General features: G+C 61.3%; 13 protein-coding genes and 1 pseudogene. 7 read left to right on the top strand and 7 right to left on the bottom strand.

Annotated elements, in window-relative coordinates:
- Positions 1–121: 121 nt before the first annotated feature.
- Complete coding sequence (locus ACLHDD_RS03350) at positions 122–856, bottom strand: MerR family transcriptional regulator (RefSeq protein ID WP_427102933.1); 735 nt, start codon at positions 854–856, stop codon at positions 122–124.
- A gap of 149 nt (positions 857–1,005) precedes the next feature.
- Between ACLHDD_RS03350 and ACLHDD_RS03355 the strand changes: the two genes are divergently transcribed.
- The 4 genes and pseudogenes from ACLHDD_RS03355 (at position 1,006) to ybiB (ending at position 5,385) form a co-directional block, all read left to right on the top strand.
- Positions 1,006–1,569 carry a helix-turn-helix domain-containing protein gene (locus tag ACLHDD_RS03355; protein WP_427102934.1) on the top strand — a complete coding sequence of 188 codons (564 nt, stop codon included), beginning with the start codon at positions 1,006–1,008 and terminating at the stop codon, positions 1,567–1,569.
- Positions 1,566–2,088: pseudogene (locus tag ACLHDD_RS03360) on the top strand (GNAT family N-acetyltransferase). The gene ACLHDD_RS03355 and the pseudogene ACLHDD_RS03360 overlap by 4 nt, the downstream one beginning before the upstream one ends.
- A gap of 139 nt (positions 2,089–2,227) precedes the next feature.
- A complete protein-coding gene (dinG, locus tag ACLHDD_RS03365; RefSeq protein WP_427102935.1) occupies positions 2,228–4,396 on the top strand; it encodes an ATP-dependent DNA helicase DinG in 2,169 nt (722 codons plus the stop codon).
- Positions 4,397–4,419: 23 nt separating this feature from the next.
- Entirely contained in the window at positions 4,420–5,385 is a 966-nt protein-coding gene (gene ybiB / locus ACLHDD_RS03370) for a DNA-binding protein YbiB (protein WP_427102936.1), read from the top strand.
- A 1-nt stretch (position 5,386) separates the two neighbouring features.
- On the opposite strand, the gene ACLHDD_RS03375 is transcribed toward ybiB, so the two are convergent.
- From ACLHDD_RS03375 to hutH, 3 genes are all read right to left on the bottom strand, one after another.
- Positions 5,387–6,544 carry a M20 aminoacylase family protein gene (locus tag ACLHDD_RS03375; RefSeq protein WP_427102937.1) on the bottom strand — a complete coding sequence of 386 codons (1,158 nt, stop codon included), beginning with the start codon at positions 6,542–6,544 and terminating at the stop codon, positions 5,387–5,389.
- Positions 6,545–6,738: 194 nt separating this feature from the next.
- Positions 6,739–8,424 (bottom strand): urocanate hydratase, encoded by a 1,686-nt coding sequence (gene hutU / locus ACLHDD_RS03380; protein WP_427102938.1) that lies wholly within the window; start codon positions 8,422–8,424, stop codon positions 6,739–6,741.
- Between the two features lie 14 nt (positions 8,425–8,438).
- A complete protein-coding gene (hutH, locus tag ACLHDD_RS03385; protein WP_427102939.1) occupies positions 8,439–9,989 on the bottom strand; it encodes a histidine ammonia-lyase in 1,551 nt (516 codons plus the stop codon).
- Positions 9,990–10,314: 325 nt separating this feature from the next.
- Here hutH and hutC point away from each other — a divergent pair, with 325 nt between their 5' ends.
- Positions 10,315–11,070: a histidine utilization repressor gene (gene hutC / locus ACLHDD_RS03390; RefSeq protein ID WP_128086764.1), complete on the top strand. Its 756-nt coding sequence runs from the start codon at positions 10,315–10,317 to the stop codon at positions 11,068–11,070.
- Here the strand turns inward: hutC and ACLHDD_RS03395 are convergent.
- Positions 11,054–11,596, bottom strand: coding sequence for a HutD/Ves family protein (locus ACLHDD_RS03395; RefSeq protein WP_427102940.1), 543 nt, complete (start codon positions 11,594–11,596; stop codon positions 11,054–11,056). The two genes, hutC and ACLHDD_RS03395, sit on opposite strands and share 17 nt — an antisense overlap.
- Positions 11,593–12,948 (bottom strand): formimidoylglutamate deiminase, encoded by a 1,356-nt coding sequence (locus tag ACLHDD_RS03400; protein WP_427102941.1) that lies wholly within the window; start codon positions 12,946–12,948, stop codon positions 11,593–11,595. Before ACLHDD_RS03400 ends, ACLHDD_RS03395 begins: the two co-directional genes overlap by 4 nt.
- A gap of 81 nt (positions 12,949–13,029) precedes the next feature.
- Here ACLHDD_RS03400 and hutI point away from each other — a divergent pair, with 81 nt between their 5' ends.
- Both hutI and hutG read left to right on the top strand, forming a co-directional pair.
- A complete protein-coding gene (gene hutI, locus ACLHDD_RS03405) occupies positions 13,030–14,247 on the top strand; it encodes an imidazolonepropionase (protein WP_427102942.1) in 1,218 nt (405 codons plus the stop codon).
- Positions 14,244–15,035 (top strand): N-formylglutamate deformylase, encoded by a 792-nt coding sequence (hutG, locus tag ACLHDD_RS03410; RefSeq protein ID WP_427102943.1) that lies wholly within the window; start codon positions 14,244–14,246, stop codon positions 15,033–15,035. The genes hutI and hutG overlap by 4 nt, the downstream gene beginning before the upstream one ends.
- Positions 15,036–15,178: 143 nt before the next feature.
- Here the strand turns inward: hutG and ACLHDD_RS03415 are convergent, their stop codons facing one another.
- Positions 15,179–15,811, bottom strand: a complete 633-nt coding sequence (locus ACLHDD_RS03415) for a flavin reductase family protein (protein ID WP_427102944.1) — start codon at positions 15,809–15,811, stop codon at positions 15,179–15,181.
- Positions 15,812–15,898 lie beyond the last annotated feature (87 nt).

The raw sequence follows: 15,898 nt of genomic DNA on the forward strand, positions 1-15,898 counted from the left end.
ACAGCGTGGCGAAAAAGGCTTTTTTGACATTCATGGGTAAAACCTGAGCTTGTTAACAGTAAGGCGGGGATAATAGCGCGCGCAAGGCAGCAGGCAAAGCGCCCGGCGTGCGTTTTTGTTATCAGGCAGGTTCGTGCAGGCGTACGGAATAACCCTGTTCCTGCCAGTGGGTCAGCTGCTCCTGCTGGCGGCGGGTCAGTTTTTTACCGGTAAAGACAAACATATTCATGCCGGGAAAGAGTTCAGGACGCGGTACATCCAGCGGCTCAGCCAGCACATCGATCCGCCAGCCATGCTGAGACAGACGCCACCCTTCCAGCCAGATGCGGGTGCGATCTTCAATACCCCAGCCGATAATCAGCGCATCTTTGCCTGACTTTTTCCGGCTGCCGGTCAGGCAGAAGGCCACATAGTCAATCAGCAATCCATCCAGCAGACTGCACATGGTGCGGGCAGTATTCTGGTCCAGGCTCAGCTTCTGACGCACAGGCATAAAAACGTGATCGATTAGCGCATCAATCGGGTGTTCGCGGCCAATTGCCGCAATTTTATTGCGAAGTTTAGCAGGCCTGACGTGACGCAGGACGCTGATAAGCTCATCCTGTAATGTCGTCCAGCCATCATGCGTATCGACATCACCCCCTTCCAGCAGTGCCTTAACCTTTCCGACCGGCACGCCGCTTTCAATCCAGCGCATGATCTCTTCAATGCGCTGAACATCTTCTTCATCAAACTGACGATGTCCGCCTTCGGTCCGTTGCGGCTTCAGTAAGCCATAACGTCGCTGCCAGGCGCGTAAAGTGACTGGGTTTATGCCACAGCGCTCGGCGACGTCACCGATACTGTATAAGGTCATAAAATCCTCTTTCGATTGGTCTGAGTGCAATTACCATAACGAAGCAATTTAAGTTGTACAATACATTTCGCTATGTACAACTTGACTGATACGGCATTTTCAGGCTACATCTCAAATATGAGAAAATTTCCCACATTTGAGAAATGCCCATGTCCGAGCTGAATACAGAGCAGCGCCTGGCAGTAAGACTGTCAGAATTACGATTGCAACGTGGCTGGTCATTAGATGATCTTGCTGTCGCCACGGGCATCAGCCGTGCGTCATTATCGCGCATTGAGAGAAGCGAGACCAGCCCCACGGCGGCACTGCTTAATCGTCTGTGCGCGGCTTATGGACTCACCATGTCACGCCTGCTGAGCGAAGTTGAAGAGGACTCCGCTCTGCTGGTCAGAGCGGATCAGCAGCCGGTGTGGCAGGACACCGCCAGCGGATTTATCCGCCGTAATGTTTCACCACCCGCTCTTCATTTCAGGTGTGAAGTGGTAGAGGGCAAGTTACAGCCTGGCGCGCGCATCGATTATGATATCCCTCCCGTCCAGGGACTGGAGCAGCATATCTGGTTGCAGGCGGGCGGCCTGACCATCATGATGGGGATGCAGCACTGGACATTACAACCCGGTGATTGCCTGCGCTTTCATCTGACGGGAAAATCTGCATTTGAGGCGCACCTGACCGACGGTGCCCGCTATCTGCTGGTGGTGGCAAAACCATGATCTATACCTCCCTGAGCGCCATTGAGGCGCAGCACCAGCTGGACGCACTGAGTATGCTGTTACAGGACTGCGTGGCGGAGGGCGCCAGCGTGGGTTTTACGGACGCCGCCGATCGTGAAGCCATCAGGCACTTCTGGCAGCAGCGTATCCCCGGCCTGGCCGCGGGTGACTGTCAGTTATTCATTGCCCGTCAGCAGGAGGCGCTCGTGGGCACGGTGATGCTAAATCGCAGTGCCATGCCAAATGGCCGTCACCGGGCGGAGATCAGCAAACTGCTGGTGCATCCTCAGGCACGGCGTCTGGGCATTGGCCGGACGCTGATGCAGCGTGCCGAACAGCAGGCGCGCGCAGAGGGCAAATCGCTGCTGGTGCTGGATACCCGCAGCGGCGACATTGCCACCAGCCTCTACCGTTCGCTGGGCTGGCAGGTGGCAGGTGGCAGGATTGATTCCATTTTATGCGGAATCCATCGCTGGCGTGCTGGACGCCACCACGCTGATGTACAAAGTGCTGGCGTAATGCGTAACAGAATGGCTCTGCTGCTTCCTGACGCCACGGATATTACCGATGCCGGATGAAAAATCTGGCCTGAAAGCTGACGCCGCCAGGATACTGTGTAAAAATACAGGCCATTTTTTCCAGTGTGGTAACGCTTATCATGGCCCTGACAGCCGCAATAAAAAGCCAGATAGCGGAGTGGTATAAAGCCCTTCAGCAGCAGGTGCCTGACTTCATTCCGCGCGCGCCGCAGCGGCAGATGATTGCCGAAGTGGCAAAATGTCTGTCAGGTGATGACACGCGCCATCTGGCGGTTGAAGCGCCGACCGGCGTGGGAAAAACCCTTTCTTATCTGATTCCGGGCATTGCGGCCAGCCGCGCGCAGGAGAAGCAGCTGGTCATCAGCACCGCGAACGTGGCGCTGCAGGACCAGATTTTTACCAAAGATCTGCCACTGCTGAAAAAAATCATTCCCGACCTGACCTTTACCGCCGCCTTCGGGCGCCGGCGCTACGTCTGCCCGCGTAATCTGGCTGCACTGACGGCAGATGATGACCAGCAGGGTGATTTGCTGCTCTGGCTGGACGATGAGGCCGTCAGCAGCACCAAAGAGGAGCAGACCCAGTGTGGCCGGCTGCAGAAATCGCTGGACCGCTATCAGTGGGATGGTTTGCGCGATCACAGTGACGAGAACGTCAGCGACAGCCTGTGGCAACGGCTCTCGACCGACAAAGCGAGCTGCCTGGGTTCACACTGCCGCTGGTATCGTGAATGCCCGTTTTTCGTGGCGCGGCGCGAAATAGAACAGGTGGATGTGGTCGTAGCGAACCATGCGCTGGTGATGGCGGCGATGGAGAACGAGTCAGTGCTGCCACCTGCTAAGAATCTGATGCTGGTGCTGGATGAAGGGCATCATCTGCCCGAGGTGGCACGCGATGCGCTGGAGATGAGCGCTGATATCACGCCCGGCTGGAGCAGCCTGCAGCTCGACCTCTTCGTCAAACTGGTGGAGGGCATCATGACGCAGATGCGGCCCAAATCGCCTCCGCCGCTGGCTAACCCGGAGCGGCTGAAAGCCCATTGCGATGAGCTGCGCGAACTGATGACGCTCACCGCCCAGGCACTGAACCCGTTGCTGCCGCCGCATAACCAGCCGGGAGAGTTTCGCTTCGTGCTGGGTGCGCTGCCGCAGGAGCTGCTCGATCTCTGCGCCCGGCTGTTCAAACTCAGCGACGCGCTGCGTGGCCTGAGCGAAGGGCTGATCAACGCGCTGAGCGAGCAGACAGGTAAGGTGGATGTGGTGCGACTGCATCGCAATCTGCTGCAGCTTAACCGTCAGTTTGGCTGGTTCGAATCTGTCAGCAAGTTATGGCGGCTGGCGTCCATGGAGAAAGCCTCCGGTGCGCCGGTGTCGAAATGGATTACCCGCGAACTGCGTGAAGGGCAGGCACATCTGCTGTTTCACTGTGCCGGTATCCGCGTCAGCGATCAGCTGGAGAAGCTGCTGTGGCGAAAAATCGCACACGTTGTGGTGACCTCCGCCACGCTACGTTCGCTCAACAGTTTTAACCGGCTGCAGGAGATGTCGGGACTTAGTGAAAAGGCGGGCGACCGTTTTGTCGCTCTGGACTCTCCGTTTAATCACGTAGAGCAGGGCAGACTGGTGATCCCGCAGATGCGCTATGAGCCGCTGATGAGCCATGAAGCGGAGCATATTGCCGAAATGGCTGCCTTTTTCCGCCAGCAGATGGCAGAGAAAAAGCATAAGGGGGTGCTGGTGCTATTCGCCAGTAACCGGGCGATGCAGCAGTTTGTCGCCTGCCTGACCGATCTGCGGCTCTCAATGCTGGTTCAGGGCGATCAGCCGCGCAGCCGTCTGGTCGATCTGCACCGCCAGCGCGTCGCCAGCGGACAGACCAGCATTCTGATTGGCCTGCAGTCCTTTGCGGAAGGGCTCGATCTGAAAGGCGATCTGCTGAGTCAGGTGCACATCCATAAAATCGCTTTTCCACCGGTAGACAGTCCGGTAATTTTGACCGAAGGCGAGTGGCTGAAAAGCCTGAAGCGTTATCCGTTTGAGGTACAGAGCTTACCCAGCGCCTCATTTACCCTGATCCAGCAGGTCGGACGCCTGATTCGCAGCCATCAGTGCTATGGCGAAATTGTGATTTATGACCGCCGGTTGCTGAGCAAACCTTATGGCAGCCGGTTGTTAGCCGCGCTGCCGGTCTTTCCGATTGCGCAGCCAGCCACGCCGGAGCCGGCTGCGATACCGGCTAGCGTGGTGCCAAAAAATACCGTGCGTAAACGACGTCCTGCGCGGCGTTAAGCGCCTTTAACCGGAAGCGAAAGATGGAACTGAATAAAATCATTAAAGAGGTGGGGCGCGGTAAAAATCATGCCCGCGATATCGACGCTGATACCGCCGTGGCGCTCTACAGCGCGATGCTGGCGGGCGAGGTGCCGGACCTGGAGCTGGGCGCTATTCTGATTGCACTGCGCATCAAAGGCGAGGGTGAAGCGGAGATGCGCGGTTTTTATCAGGCGATGCAGGCGCAGATGATGTCGCTGCGGGCGCCGGAAAACCGGCCAATGCCGATTGTCATTCCCAGTTACAATGGCGCGCGTCGGCAGGGTAACCTGACGCCGCTGCTGGCGCTGCTGCTGGCGAAACTCGGGTTTCCGGTACTGGTGCACGGCGTCAGCGACGACGCAACGCGCATCACCAGCGAAGCGGTTTTTGCGGCTCTGGGGATCGCCCCGGTGACCACAGCGGAAGCGGCGCAGGCAAAACTGGAGCAGGGACTGGCCTTTATCACCATCGATCATCTCTGCCCGCCAATGGCGAAACAGCTCTCGCTGCGCTGGCGGATGGGGGTGCGCAACAGCGCGCATACGCTGGCAAAACTGGCGACCCCGTTTGCAGAGCGTGCGGCGCTGCGTCTGTCGAGCGTCTCGCATCCGGAGTATGTGCCGCGCGTGGCGAAATTCTTCAGCGATATCGACGCCCCCGCGTTGTTACTCAACGGCACCGAAGGGGAAGTCTATGCGAATCCGCTGCGCTGCCCGGCGATCAGCATGATTCAGGGCGCAGGCGCAGAAGCGGAAGTGTGGGTGGAGCGTCAGCCGGAAATGGCCGTTGAGCTACCGGCAGATAAAACGGCGGCGGTGACCGCGCGCTGGATTGAAGAGGTGCTGAATCAGCAGCGTCCGGTGCCTGCATCGCTGCGACTGCAGCTCGCCTGCTGTCTGCGCGCCAGCGGTGAGTGTGACTCGCTGGACGCGGCAGAGCAGCGGATCCGCGCCGCCGGTTACTGAATCAGGCAACGGGCAGCGCCTGCTCGACCAGGTTCTGCCAGAAACGGATGCCGATCGGCAGCAGCGCATCGTTAAAGTCATAGCGGGCGTTGTGCAGCGGTGCGGAGGGCGTGTCGCCGTCCGCACCCAGCCAGAAGTAGGCGCCGGGACAGGCTTCTATCATGCAGGCAAAATCTTCAGATGCCATCGACGGGTTGACCTGCCAGTGAACCTGTTCCGCGCCCAGCGTCGCCAGCGCCACGTCGCGCACCTGTTCAGCCGGGGCGACGTGGTTGGCGGTGACCGGATAACCTGGCAGCCAGTGAATGTCACCATTGACGCCAAACGGCCGGGGCAGGGTTGCTACGAACTCATCAATCAGCCCACGCACCTTTTCACGCACGCTGGTCTGCAGACAGCGCACCGTGCCGCGCAGCACAATCTGTTCCGGGATCACGTTAATCGCTTCACCGCCGTGGATCTGCGTCACGCTGACCACCGCCGAGGCGAGCGGCGACAGGCGGCGTGACGGGATGGTCTGCAGCGCCAGAATCAGCTCGGCCGCCACCACCATCGGATCGGCTCCACTCTCCGGCATCGCCGCATGGCAGCTTTTGCCGTGCAGGGTAATCTCAAATGAATCCAGCGACGCCATCATCGCGCCGGGATTAACCGCCAGCGATCCCAGCGGCAGCCCCGGCCAGTTGTGCATTGCATAGATAGCATCCATCGGGAAGCGCTCAAACAGACCCTCTTCCACCATTTTGCGTGCGCCACCCAGATTTTCTTCGGCCGGCTGAAAAATGAAATGCACTGTGCCGCTGAACTGGCGTGTGGCGGCCAGCTGCCGGGCGGCGGCCAGCAGGGTGGCGCTGTGGCCGTCGTGTCCGCAGGCGTGCATCACGCCCGGCGTCGCAGAGCGCCATTCGGCGTCGCCTTTCTCCGTAATCGGCAGCGCATCCATATCCGCACGCAGCCCGATAACCGGGCCGGCACCGTTTTCCAGCGTGCCGATTACCCCGGTGCCCGCCAGACCGCGAAATACCTGCAATCCGGCCCGGGCCAGCTCTTCCGCAATAAACTGGCTGGTTGCATGTTCCTGGTAACCGAGTTCAGGCTGGCGATGAAAATCACGGCGCCAGCGCAGGGCATCTTCAAGCAGGGCAGGGGAAAGGGTCATGCAGAGTCGCGCTCCATCAGAATGAGAAGATTTCACTTTAGTGATCGGGTGGCGCAACGTCTATCGCCGTCAGGACGAAATCGGGCTACAGGCTAAACCAAAATGGAATAAGTAATAAGAAAGCGATGTCAGAGGTGGGTGGAGCGGGAGCGGGAATCAAAAGCGGGGTAAGTGGCTGCTTACCCCGTAAACCGCTATTTCAGCATCGGCAGGTTCAGGCCATGCTCTGACGCGCACTGCTGCGCCAGCGCATAGCCGGCATCGGCGTGACGCATTACCCCGGTAGCCGGGTCGTTCCACAGCACGCGGCCCAGACGCGCATCCGCCTCCTGGCTGCCGTCACAGACGATGACCACGCCGGAATGCTGCGAGAAGCCCATGCCGACCCCGCCGCCATGATGCAGGCTGACCCAGGTCGCGCCACCGGCGGTGTTCAGCAGCGCATTCAGCAGCGGCCAGTCAGAGACCGCATCCGAGCCATCTTTCATCGCCTCGGTTTCGCGGTTCGGTGAGGCGACGGAACCACAGTCGAGATGGTCGCGGCCAATCACCACCGGCGCTTTAAGTTCGCCGTTGCGCACCATTTCGTTGAAGGCCAGACCGGCCAGATGCCGCTCGCCCAGCCCCAGCCAGCAGATACGGGCAGGCAGCCCCTGAAAAGCGATGCGCTCCTGCGCCATATCGAGCCAGCGATGCAGCGTTTTGTGGTGCGGGAACAGCGCTTTGAGTTTTGCATCAGTCTTATAGATATCTTCCGGGTCGCCCGACAGCGCCACCCAGCGGAACGGACCTTTACCTTCACAGAACAGCGGACGGATATAGGCCGGAACGAAGCCCGGGAAATCGAAAGCGTTGCTGACACCCTCATCCAGCGCCACCTGACGGATATTGTTGCCGTAATCTACGGTCGGGATGCCCATGTGACAGAAGTCGAGCATCGCCTGAACGTGAACCGCCATCGAGGCGCGCGCCGCCTTTTCGACCGCTTTCGGCTGAGAAACGCGCGCCTGCTGCCAGCGCGCCAGATCCCAGCCAATCGGCAGATAGCCGTTGATCGGGTCGTGCGCCGAGGTCTGGTCGGTCACGATGTCCGGCTTCGGCCCGCCCGCCTGCGCGCGTTTTACCAGCTCCGGCAGGATCTCCGCCGCGTTCCCCAGCAGGCCGACCGAGATGGCTTTCTTCGCTGCGGTCGCCTCGCCGATCATCGCCAGCGCCTCGTCCAGCGTCGTGGCTTTGTAGTCCACATAGCGGGTTCGCAGGCGGAAATCGATGCGCGACTCCTGACATTCGATCGCCAGCACACAGGCGCCGGCCAGCACGCCCGCCAGCGGCTGCGCCCCGCCCATGCCGCCCAGCCCGGCGGTGAGGATCCAGCGTCCGCTGAGGTCGTTGTTGTAGTGCTGACGCCCCGCCTCGACGAAGGTTTCATAGGTGCCCTGCACAATGCCCTGCGCGCCGATGTAGATCCAGGAACCGGCCGTCATCTGGCCATACATCATCAGGCCCGCTTTATCGAGTTCGTGGAAGTGATCCCAGGTCGCCCAGTGGGGCACCAGGTTGGAGTTGGCCAGCAGTACGCGCGGGGCGTCCGCGTGGGTACGGAAGATGCCAACCGGCTTGCCGCTCTGGATCAGCAGCGTCTCATCGGGCTGCAGAACCTGCAGCGAGCGCAGAATCTGTTCGAAACAGGCCTGGTTACGCGCGGCCTTACCGATGCCGCCATAAACCACCAGATCTTCCGGCCGCTCAGCGACGTCGGGATCGAGGTTGTTCTGAATCATGCGGTAAGCCGCTTCAATCAGCCAGTTGGCGCAGTGCAGCGTGGTGCCGTGCGGCGCACGAATCTCGCGCGCTACAGCCTGAGAAAGGGTTTCGCTCATGAAAGATTCCTTATTTATGAAGTCGTGCGCATGCTCGGCAGCAGCGCGGTCAGTGCCTGAGGCCAGTCAGCGCGGCTTGCCCACTGACGCATTTCCTCAATGTCGGGTGCCATCAGGCGGTCTGTTTCAAGAAAGGCGACCTGCTCGCGGAGAGTGGCCAGCGTCTGCTCAATCAGCGAGGAGCTTTGCAGCGGCCGGTTAAATTCGATGCCCTGTGCGGCAGCCATCGCCTCAATGCCGACGACCGCAGCACTGTTAAAGCACATGCTGCCGAGACGACGCGCAGCGTAGGTAGCCATAGAGACGTGGTCCTCCTGGTTCGCGGAGGTGGGCAGGCTGTCGACGCTGCCGGGATGGGCCAGCGATTTGTTTTCAGAGGCCAGTGCGGCAGCGGTCACCTGCGCGATCATAAAGCCCGAGTTGACGCCGCCGTCGCGCACCAGAAAAGGCGGCAGACCCGACAGGCCACTGTCCAGCAGCAGCGCCAGTCGCCGCTCGGAGATAGCGCCCACTTCGGCAATGGCCAGCGCCAGGATATCCGCAGCGAAGGCCACTGGCTCGGCATGGAAGTTGCCGCCGGAGATCACATCGCCACTGTCGCTGAAGACCAGGGGATTATCAGAGGCGGCATTGGCCTCGATTTCCAGAATCCGCGCCGCGTGACGCATATTATCCAGGCAGGCACCCATCACCTGTGGCACGCAGCGGATAGAGTAGGGGTCCTGAACCCGGCCGCAATGGGTGTGTGAAGAGAGAATCTCGCTGCCTTCGATCAGGGCGCTGACTGCTGCCGCCACGTCAATCTGTCCCTGCTGACCGCGCGCCTGATGGATACGGGCGTCGAACGGTTTCAGCGAGCCTTTAATCGCTTCCAGCGATAACGCACCGGCCATCAGACCGGCAGCAAACAGATTTTCGCCCTCAAACAGGCCACGCAGCGCCAGCGCGGTTGAGACCTGGGTGCCGTTGAGCAATGCCAGCCCCTCTTTCGGGCCGAGCACAAACGGCGACAGCCCGACGCTGGCCAGCCCCTGGGTTGCCGGGATCAGGTCACCGTTATGGCGGACCTGACCTTCGCCCAGCAGCATCAGCGACATGTGCGCCAGCGGCGCCAGATCGCCGGACGCACCCACCGATCCCTTTTCCGGGATGCAGGGCATCACGCCCGCGTTGAACAGCGCCAGCAGCGCCTCGACCAGCTCAATGCGCACGCCGGAATGGCCGCGCGCCAGGCTGATGATTTTGGTGGCCACCACCAGACGGGTGACATTATCAGGCAGCAGGTCGCCCAGGCCGACGCTGTGCGACAGCACCAGATTACGCTGCAGATCCGCCAGCCGGCTGGCCGGGATTGGCGTCTGCGCCAGTTTGCCAAACCCCGTATTGATGCCATACACCACGTTGCCGGAGGCAACAATCGTATCTACGGTCTGCTGGGCCGCGGCAATCGCCTGACGTGCTCCCTCATCCAGCGTCAGCGTGACCTGACCCTGATAGATAGCGCGTAATGTGGCGAGATCCACCTCGCCTGGCACCAGGCGTAATGCCTGAATCGAACCTGACATAGTCTGCTCCTGTCTGTACGAGTGTGCTGGCGTGGCTGAGCTGCTCTCCTTGCCCTGACCAGCGGGATAATGCGAGTGAATCATAAGCTGTCATTCCTGTCTATGCTTGTCTATACAATTAAAAGAACGGAGCAAGAGCCATGCCAGATCGATCACAAAAATGGATCGCCCGGCGGCAGTGGGAAAGGGGAAGATCGCCTTGCTGGCGCTGCACGAAAAGCGGGCAGAAGCTGCCCTGAAAAGGCTCAGCGCCTGCTACTGGATGTATATACATTCATACCGTGAGACAGTAAACTGAGCGTATTATCAGCATAAGGAACAGCACATGGTTGAGCACACGGCACTGGCACAACTGGCGGCGGCGATGAGCGATGAGCCCGCGCCGATCTATCAGCGGGTCAAGCAGGCTATCATCAGTCAGATCCGCGAAGGATTATGGAAGGCCAATCAGCGCGTGCCGTCCGAGAGCGAACTGGTGAATGAACTGGGCGTCAGCCGGATGACCATTAACCGCGCGCTGCGGGAACTCACCAGCGAAGGCTTTCTGGTGCGGATGCAGGGCGTGGGAACCTTTGTGGCGGAGATGAAGGGGTATACCGCGATGCTGGAGGTGCACAACATCGCCGATGAGATTGCCCAGCGCGGTCATCAGCACAGCTGTAAAATCCTTGCCATCGGCCAGACCAAAGCCGATCCGGAGCAGGCCGCCGTGCTGGGCATGACCACCGGGCAGATGCTCTATCACTCGCTGATTGTGCACTATGAAAACGAGCTGCCGGTGCAGCTGGAGGACCGTCTGGTCAATCCGCTGGTCGCGCCCGACTACCTGACGCAGGATTATCAGCAGATGACCCCTTACACCTATCTGATGCGGGTCGCACCGCTGACCGCAGGCGAGCACATAGTGGAAGCCGTACTGCCCGATGCGCGTCAGCGTAAACATCTGTCGCTGGATGAACACGAACCCTGCCTGCTGATCCGGCGTCAGACGTGGAGCGACACCCGCATCGTGACCTATGCGCGGCTGCTCTATCCCGGCTCACGCTACAAGCTGCTGGGGCGCTTCAGGGGACACGGCTGAGACGGGTAAACAGCAGTCTGGCATCCGCTTCGCACGGGCTGAGGCGGGTCTCTTCGTCTACCCACCATACGCCCTGCTGCGCGGTCAGTTTTTCCCCGTCCGCCATCTGCCATGTGCCCGCCAGCACCCAGGCGACCCCGTGCAGACTGCCTGTGGAGCTGGTGACCACCTCCACGCTGGCCTGCCACGCATCCCGCCGCGTCATGATGTTAAAATCTTCACTGACGCCGCCCTGCAGCTGAGCCATTACGGCCAGTTCACCGTCAAACGCCCAGGGCTGGTGAGGGGTCAGCCGCTGCTGCACGCCGGGTGCAGTCAGTAACACCGGGTCGCCGTGCAGCAGGGTAATGACCCGATCGATGCCCGGAAAGGCAGAGAAGGGGCCATCCTGCGCGAGGGTCGCGATGCTGGCGCGCCAGCCGAAGCGTTCCTCACCCGGCGGAAACGTAACAATTTCGCGGGTCTCGCCGCCGCCGTTGCGCCAGCGGCTGACCGTCAGCGCCGGGTAGGCGAAGCGGGCGATCATTGCAGCACCGCCATCGCCTGAGCAAAGCGCCCCGCACACGCGGCCTGCTGCGGATGGACACCCTCTTTAATCACCGCCTTGCCCGCCACATAGACATCGCGAATCTGGTCGCGCTGCCCGCCGAAGAGCCAGCGGTTCAGCACCGCCTGTGAATCCACGCTGCCAAGCCAGGCCTCATCCCGCAGCACCAGCCAGTCGGCGCGCTGTCCCACCGCCAGCATGCCCTGCCAGATCCCGCACGCCTGCGCACCGCCTGCGGCCGCCTGCTGCCACAGCAGATCACCTACCGACGGCTGGCCGGGCAGGGTAATCCGGTTACGGCGCTGGTCGCGCAGCCGCTGGGCATACTCCAGCCAGCGCAGCTCCTCCTGCGCACTCAGCGAGACGTGGCTGTCGGAGCCGATGCCCCAGCGTCCGCCCTGCGCGATATACTCCACCGCCGGAAAGATGCCGTCACCGAGGTTGGCCTCGGTGGTGGGACAGAGACCCGCTACCGCGCCGCTGCGGGCGAGGCGGGTGCGTTCGTCCTCATCCAGATGGGTGGCGTGGATCAGGCACCAGCGCGCATCCACCGCAAAGCGGTTCAGCAGCCAGGCGACGGGACGCTCGCCGCTCCACGCCAGCGAATCACTGACCTCTTTCTGCTGCTCAGCCACATGAATATGCACCGGAAGCGTCGGGTCGCTGGCCGCCAGCACTTCCCGCATCTGGTTTTCGCTTACCGCCCGCAGCGAATGGAAACAGAGGCCGCGGTTCAGCAGCGGCCGCTGCTGCTGCCACTTCTCCAGCCGCGCCTGCTGTTCCAGATAGCGGTCGGTCTGCTGGACAAAACGCTTCTGACCGGCCGTCGCGGGCTGGCTGCCAAAACCGCTGTAACTGTAGAGCACCGGCAGCAGCGTCTGGCCGATTCCGGCCATCTCTGCCGCGTCGATGAGTTGTTGCAGCATCCTGTCGTCGCGGTAAGGCGCACCCTCAGGGTCATGATGTAGATAGTGAAACTCTGCCACCTGGGTGTAGCCGCCCTTCAGCATCTCGATGTAGAGCAGGGCGGCGATGTCCCCCACCTGCTGTGGTGACAGGCGCTGCACCATGCGGTACATCCTATCCCGCCAGGTCCAGAAGCTGTCCTGCGGATCCCCTGCGACTTCCGCCAGGCCTGCCATGGCGCGCTGGAAGGCATGAGAGTGCAGATTGGCAATCGCCGGGATGACCTCGCCGTCAAGCCGGATCGCCTGATCCGCGTGGCTGTCCGGCGTAATCGCGTCGATAAAACCGGTTTCACTGACCGTGATCCGCACCTGCTGCTGCCATCCCGTCGCCAGCAGTGCGCGGGGAGCAAAAAAAGTCGCCATGGTTGATCCTCACTGGATGTGGTTGTATATACATATACATACTTTGAGGCAGCCTGTAAACGACGGAGGCGGGAGAGCGCGATGGGAAATGAGATGCAGGTAGAGACGGTGTGGACCGGGGCTGACCTGGTCACCATGCGTGACGGGAAGTACCATCTGATACCGGCGGGGGCGCTGGCGGTGCGGGCGGGCAGGCTGGTGTGGGTCGGGCCAGAGGCGGAGATGCCCGCTTTCGTCGCCGACCGACACCATCGTCTGCCGGGCGGCATTGTGACGCCGGGGCTGGTGGATTGCCACACCCACCTGGTGTTTGGCGGTGACCGCAGCCAGGAGTTTGAGCAGCGCCTGAATGGCGTCAGCTATGCGGAGATTGCCGCACAGGGCGGGGGCATTCTTTCTACTGTACGCGCCACCCGCGCCGCCACCGAAGAGGAACTGGTGGCATCGGCCCGCTGGCGTCTCGATCGCCTGCTGGCAGAAGGGGTCACCACCGTAGAGATCAAGTCCGGCTATGGGCTGGATGAGGAGAGCGAACTGCGGATGCTGCGGGCGATTCGCCAGCTCGGGGAAAGTGTCCCCGCCGATGTCCGGGCCACCTGTCTGGCGGCCCACGCCTTTCCGCCAGAGTTCAGACAGAATCCGGATGGCTGGGTCGATATGATCTGTGACAGGCTGCTGCCGCGCGTGCAGGCGCTGGGGCTGGCGGACGCGGTAGATGCGTTCTGCGAACATCTCGCTTTTTCGCCGCAGCAGGTGGCACGGGTGTTTGATCGGGCGGTGGCGCTGGGGATGCCGGTGAAGCTTCATGCGGAGCAGCTCTCCGCACTGGGCGGGGCGGCGCTGGCGGCCCGCTATGGCGCGCTCTCGGCGGACCATCTTGAATATGCCACGGAAGAGGATGCCCGGGCGATGGCGCAGCATGGCACCGTCGCGGTGCTGCTGCCCGGTGCGTTTTATCTGCTGCGCGAGACACAGTGTCCGCCGGTCGATCTCTTCCGGCGTCACGGCGTGCCGATGGCGCTGGCCAGCGATGCTAACCCCGGAACCTCACCTGCGCTGTCGCTGCGTCTGATGCTGAATATGGGCTGCACCCTGTTTGGCATGACGCCAGAGGAGGCGCTGGCGAGCGTGACCCTGTGGGGCGCAAAGGCGCTGGGACTGGCTGAAAGTCACGGCTCGCTGGAGACGGGCAAAGTAGCAAACTTTGTTCACTGGCCGCTGGCCCGTCCGGCGGAACTGGTTTACTGGCTGGGCGGTGAACTGCCCTGTACCGTTATCTATCGTGGAGAACCCCAATGAATCCCTTTGATTTTACCCAGGGCACGCTGCCGCTGCTGGTCAGTATCCCCCATGCCGGAACCCGTCTGACGCCAGAGGTGGAGGCCGGATTAAGTGTGGCCGCACGCGGCTTACCTGATACCGACTGGCATATTCCGCTGCTCTACGATTTTGTTCGCGACCTGGGCGCCAGCGTGTTAATCGGCCACTACTCCCGTTTTGTGGTCGATCTTAACCGGCCGCCCGACAATCAGCCGCTCTACAGCAGCGCCACCACCGGCCTGTTTCCCGAGACGCTGTTCGACGGCACGCCGACCTTTGCACCCGGCAAAACGCCGGATGCCACGACGCGACAGGGTTACATCGATGCAATCTGGCAGCCTTATCATCAGCAGATTCAGCGGGAACTGGCGCGGCTTAAGGCGCAGCACGGCTACGCGCTGCTGTTTGACGCGCACTCCATTGCCAGTGAGATTCCCCGCCTGTTCAAGGGCCGTCTGCCCGATCTCAATATCGGCACCAACGACGGCGCCAGCTGCACGCCTGCCCTGAGCGCGGCCATTGAGGCTGTGTGCGCAGCGCAGCAGGACTATAGCTGGGTAATCAATGGGCGCTTTAAGGGCGGCTATATCACCCGTGCTTCCGGCCAGCCGCAGCAGCAGATCGACGCCGTGCAGCTGGAACTGGCGCAGCTTAACTACATGGATGAGACGCCGCCTTACGCCTGGCAGCAGGCGCGGGCTGCGCAACTGCAGAAAGTGCTGAAGGCGCTGATTCACGCCATGCTGGCACAGGCTGAATCCCGTTAGGTCGCGGACGGACTCCACGCGTCAGGGATTCGTCAGACAGACGCGTGCGGCCGTCAGCCGGAAACGAGGTAGTAAGGTCAGACATACCCGTCAGAAGCGCGGCGGGAAAAACGCGCACCAGGCCGATGCGCGTGGGGTGAGGGTTACTTCGCGCGCGCGTCCGGGCGGACCAGATCAAAGCGCTGTGACTCGCTGATGCCGTAATAGGCGCTGGGGCCGCCCGCCCGCAGAACCGGCTCGGCTCTGGCTGTCTGATAGATGCCCTCTTCCAGCAGCGACTCATCGATGTGGATCGCCACCGCTTCACCCAGCACCAGCCAGCTGTCGATTGGGTTGCCGCTGGCATCCTGCAGCTGAATCAGCTGCGTCAGGCGGCACTCAAAGTTGACCGGACTTTCTGCCACCAGGCTGGCAGCAACCTGAGAAGCCGCCAGCGGCGTTAAGCCGGCAAAGGCGAACTCATCCTGATCGGCAGGCAGCGATGCTGAGGTTTCATTCATCGCTTCGGCCAGCGAGCGGGTCGCCAGGTTCCAGACGAACGCTTTCGTCTCTGCGATATTGCGGACGCTATCTTTCCAGCCGCTGCTGGCGAAACCGATAATCGGCGGCTGATAATTAAAGCAGTTGAAGAAGCTGTAGGGGGCCAGATTCCGCTGGCCGCTGGCGCTGACCGAACTGATCCAGCCTATCGGTCGTGGGCCGATAATCGCGTTCAGGGGGTCGTGCGGCAGACCGTGACCGGCACGGGGTTGATAGGAATAGCGCTTGGTGGTCATAACGTCTCCGGCAGTTGATTTTAGTTATCTTAGCCCGACAGCATCGCCCACGAAAACAGAAAGCGGTTAGCGGATGGTGCGGGTTTA

This window comes from Pantoea sp. NSTU24, assembly GCF_050157905.1.
Lineage (GTDB): Bacteria > Pseudomonadota > Gammaproteobacteria > Enterobacterales > Enterobacteriaceae > Pantoea.